Raw genomic sequence first — 4,047 nt, forward strand, 5'->3', positions numbered from 1 at the left:
CTTGGCAGTTGGTCACCGTGTCGGTCAGCGCGGCCCAGTCCATGGCGGCAATGCCTTCGGCCAGCACAGCGGGCGTGCCGGCGGCCACAGCAACGGCTTGAATCCTTGGGGCTTTTGGGGCTGTAGCCCTTGTGTTCACTGCGCTGATAGCTATAGCTTCAATAGCAAGCGCATCCATCACCGGTTCGACGGTGCGAGGTACTTGGGGCTGACTGCGTGGCGCAGTGGGTGCCGCTGCCGCCACGGCCACCGGCGGCGTCACCACTTCCGGCGCTTCAATCTCGGTTGGCGGTAACCAGACGTGCACACCCATCTCTTGCAACATGGCGCGCTGTCGGGTGTCGAGGTCAAGACTCATGCGTGCATTCTCGCCCACTCAGAGGCGCAGGCTCATCACCACCGCGTCTTCGCGCTGGCCGTGGGCGCTGGGGTAATAATTTTTGCGCAGGCCCATGCGGCGGTAGCCCTGGCTTTCATACACCTTCGTGGCCCGCGCATTGCCAGACCGAACCTCCAGCCACAGCCATTCAGCGCCCTGACCCCGGGCCCAAATGGCGAGCGCATCGAGCATGACGTGGGCCCAACCCTGACGCTGGTAGGTGGGCGCTACGGTGATGTTGAGCAAATGCACCTCTTCAAAGCCCTTCATGGCGACAAAGTAACCCAGCAAGGTGTCACCAGCGAGCAACATCTGGGCTTCATTGCCCGAGTTGAGGGCATCTTGAAAATGGCTGCGCGTCCAGGCATGGGCATACGCCTGCTGTTCCACGTTGACCACGGCCTCCAGATGCTCGGCGGTCAGGCGCTCGAACCGGGCCTCGACACCTGAAACGCCCGCCAGGCTGTTCTCTCCCTCTGGGAGAGGGCCGGGGTGAGGGTTAGCGTTGGTGGTCACAAAGCCGCCTTTTCGGCCGCACGCTCAGCCGTGGTTTTGGCCACTTTGTCGCGGATGTAGATCGGCAAGGCCTGGTCGGCCGGCACGGCTGCGCCCGCGGCCAGCAAGGCGGGGGCGAGGCGCAACAGGGCGGCCGCGCTGGGCAGGGCGTCGACCCGCTGGGTCAGCGCTGCGGGCAAGCGCTCGCCATAGGCGGCAAACACATTGCCGGCCAGCGTGCTGTTGGGTTCACAGGCCAGGTCTTCAGGCCGAATCAGGCTGTAGCCCCCGATTTGCCTCCACTGCCCGCTATTGAATTCGTAGTGACTGGCATACAACTCGTCCATCCGGGCGTCCAGCAGCGCAAGCACGGCGGAGTTCTCCAGATCAGTCGCGTGCTGAAACCGCGCTTCTTCGGCCACGCACAGCAAGGTGTCGATCGGCAACACCGGCACCTTGGCGCCAAACGCCAAGCCCTGCGCCACCGAGCAGGCAGTGCGCAAACCGGTGAACGACCCCGGGCCGCAGCCAAAAGCGATGGCGTCAAGCTGAGCAAACGTCAAACCCGCCTGATGCATCAAGTCCTGAATCGCCGGAATCAGATGGGCCGAGGTTTGCGCGCCGCCGGGGCCGCTGTGGTGCCAGACCTGCGAGGAACCGTCCTGCCCGCGCTGCACGGCGATGGACATGGCATCGGTGCTGGTGTCAAAGGCGAGCAGATTCAGACTCTTCATGTGTGCTTCAATACTCATCAAATTAGCCTCTAGCCCCCGCCGTACCTGCGCTAGCAGCTACAGCTTTAATATCAACCGGCAGCGCTGCACGCACTCCAAACAAAATCCCCATCGTCACCAGCGCCAGCCCGGCGGCCAGATTCCAGTACAGGGGTTCGCCCAAAAACACCACCGCACCCAAGGCCGACAAGCCCGGCACCAGCGCCGTGATCATGGTCGAGCGCACCGGGCCAAAGTGCTGGATCATTTTGGTGAAGGTGATGCCGGAGATCACCACCGAGCCCCAGCCCTGAAACACGGCATGGAACAGCACCTCTTTGAAAGGCGCCGTAAAAACATGGCCCGGCACCGCCCCACTGAGCACCAGCGCGGCGTACACCGGCACGTAAATCGAAAACGCGAAAGCGGTGATGGCAATGGTGGCGCGCACCGCGTCCAGCGCATGGCGGCGCGCCAGCACGCTGTAAGTGGCCCAGCACATTGCCGCCAACATGAACAACACATCGCCCTTCCAGACCGAACCGCCATCAAATGCGTGCAGCAAACTGGCACCGCCCACCATCAGGTCGCCCAGCACGATCAAGCCCAAACCCAACGCCCGCAAGGGCGTGATGCGGTCATGCAGCACCAGCACCGCCAGCAGCGCCGTCCACAGCGGCAAGCTGCCCGGCATCAGCACCGAGGCATGCACCGCCGGGGCAAACGTAAAACCGTTGTAGACCAGCAGCGCGTAGAGCAAACCACCAAACAAGCCGACCGAGGCCGTGACCTTGAGCGACAGCGGTGAAATGCCGAACAAGGCGGACTGCCCGACGCCGCGGTCGCGGTCGCGGTAGACCAGCCAGGCGCCCCACGGCAGCAAAATCAGGCTGGCGCCGACGATGCGGCAAAACGCAATGTCAAACGGCGTCAAGGTGCCGCCACGCGATGGGTCTGCCGAGGCGCGCGCGATGATGATGAACGAGGTCCAGATGATGACCGTGATGACGGCCGCAGCGAGGCCAATCGTGCGCGGCGAAAACCCGCTGGAGGAATGGCTGGTGGAAGAATGCATGGCTCGATTATCGGTGGCGCCTTTTCCGCCTGCACGCCAAGGGCTTGTGGCGCGATGCTGGCCGGATAATCTGCTGATGTTGCTTCAAAAAATCCTGCTGGGCGCGCTTTTAACCTTGGTCGGTACGCTGACGCTGGCCCAAGCCCTGCCGCCAGAATTCGCCACCGCGCTGGCCCGCGCCAAAGTGCCGCAAGACGCTGTGAGCCTGCTCGTGGTGGACGCCGAGGGCAAACTGCCACCGCGCCTGAGCCACCGTGCCACGGTCCCCGTTAACCCGGCCTCGGTCATGAAGTTGGTGACCACTTACGCGGCGCTCGACTTGCTGGGCCCGGCCTACACCTGGCGCACGCCGGTGTATATCGAAGGCGCAGTGCGCGACGGCACCTTGTTTGGCAACTTGTACATCAAGGGCCAGGGCGACCCCAAGCTGGTGGCCGAGCGGCTCTGGTTGCTGCTGCGCCGGGTGCAGGGTCTGGGCATCAAGACCATTGCCGGCGACATCGTGCTCGACGGCAGCGCCTTTGAGTCCGTCGCCGCCGACCCCGGCAGCTTCGACGGCGAACCGCTGCGCCCCTACAACGCCACGCCCGAAGCGCTGCTGCTTAACTTCAAATCGGTCGTCATGACTTTCGTGCCCGACCGCACCGCCCACCGGGCCAGCGTGCAGTTTGAGCCGCCGCTGGCCGGGGTGCAACTGCAGACCAGTGTGCCGCTGACCAACGGCGCGAATGGCGTGAATGGAACGAACGCAGCTACTAGCGCTGCGCCCGACTGTGGCGACTACCGCGCAACCCTGAAAGCCGATTTTTCGGACCCGTTGCGCATCCGGTTTACAGGCGCTTACCCGGCCCAATGTGGCGAAAAAGTCTGGCCGGTGGCCTATGCCGACCCCCAAAGCTACAACGTGCGCGCCATCGAAGGGCTGTGGCGCGAGATGGGCGGCGCGCTTGGCGGCACAGTGCACGCCGGCGTTGTGCCCAGCGTGGTGGGAGCGACCGGCAAACTGGTGCTGGAGCCGGTGTTTGAGCTGAGCTCGCCGACGCTGGCCGAGGTCATTCGCGACATCAACAAATACAGCAACAACGTCATGGCGCAGCAGGTGTTTTTGACGCTGAGCCTGCCCGCCGCCAGCCGTGTCGCCTCGCAAGACGTGGTGCGCCGCTGGTGGAAAGAGCGCCTTGGCAGCGATGACGCGCCCACCATTGAAAACGGCTCGGGCCTGTCGCGCACCGACCGCATCAGCGCCCTGGCACTGGCGCGCCTGCTACAAAGCGCCTACCGCTCGCCGCTGATGCCCGAGCTGATGTCGTCTTTGCCAATTGCGGGCGTTGATGGCACCCTGAAACGCAGCCGCGCCAAGGCCCAAGGCAGCGCCCACCTGAAAA

4 protein-coding genes and 1 pseudogene are annotated in these 4,047 nt (G+C 64.1%); 1 reads left to right on the forward strand and 4 read right to left on the reverse strand.

Annotated elements, in window-relative coordinates; genetic code table 11:
- The 4 genes and pseudogenes from WCG50_RS17890 to WCG50_RS17905 form a co-directional block, all read right to left on the reverse strand.
- Positions 1-358, reverse strand: a pseudogene (locus WCG50_RS17890) (hypothetical protein); the annotation flags it as partial.
- An 18-nt stretch (positions 359-376) separates the two neighbouring features.
- Positions 377-841: a ribosomal protein S18-alanine N-acetyltransferase gene (gene rimI, locus WCG50_RS17895; RefSeq protein WP_336900954.1), complete on the reverse strand. Its 465-nt coding sequence runs from the start codon at positions 839-841 to the stop codon at positions 377-379.
- A 50-nt stretch (positions 842-891) separates the two neighbouring features.
- Positions 892-1,599 (reverse strand): tRNA (adenosine(37)-N6)-threonylcarbamoyltransferase complex dimerization subunit type 1 TsaB, encoded by a 708-nt coding sequence (gene tsaB / locus WCG50_RS17900; RefSeq protein ID WP_336900955.1) that lies wholly within the window; start codon positions 1,597-1,599, stop codon positions 892-894.
- Between the two features lie 31 nt (positions 1,600-1,630).
- Positions 1,631-2,662 (reverse strand): DMT family transporter, encoded by a 1,032-nt coding sequence (locus WCG50_RS17905; protein ID WP_336900953.1) that lies wholly within the window; start codon positions 2,660-2,662, stop codon positions 1,631-1,633.
- A 76-nt stretch (positions 2,663-2,738) separates the two neighbouring features.
- Between WCG50_RS17905 and dacB the strand changes: the two genes are divergently transcribed.
- A partial coding sequence (gene dacB, locus WCG50_RS17910) for a D-alanyl-D-alanine carboxypeptidase/D-alanyl-D-alanine-endopeptidase (protein ID WP_336900956.1) occupies positions 2,739-4,047 on the forward strand: 1,309 nt, incomplete at its 3' end.

The sequence above is a fragment of the Rhodoferax sp. genome (assembly GCF_037143375.1).
GTDB lineage: Bacteria > Pseudomonadota > Gammaproteobacteria > Burkholderiales > Burkholderiaceae_C > Rhodoferax.

What these genes read in the sequence shown, in the direction of transcription:
- WCG50_RS17905 (WP_336900953.1), bottom strand. Translation starts at nt 2,662, where the DNA reads ATGCATTCTTCCACCAGCCATTCCTCCAGCGGGTTTTCGCCGCGCACG.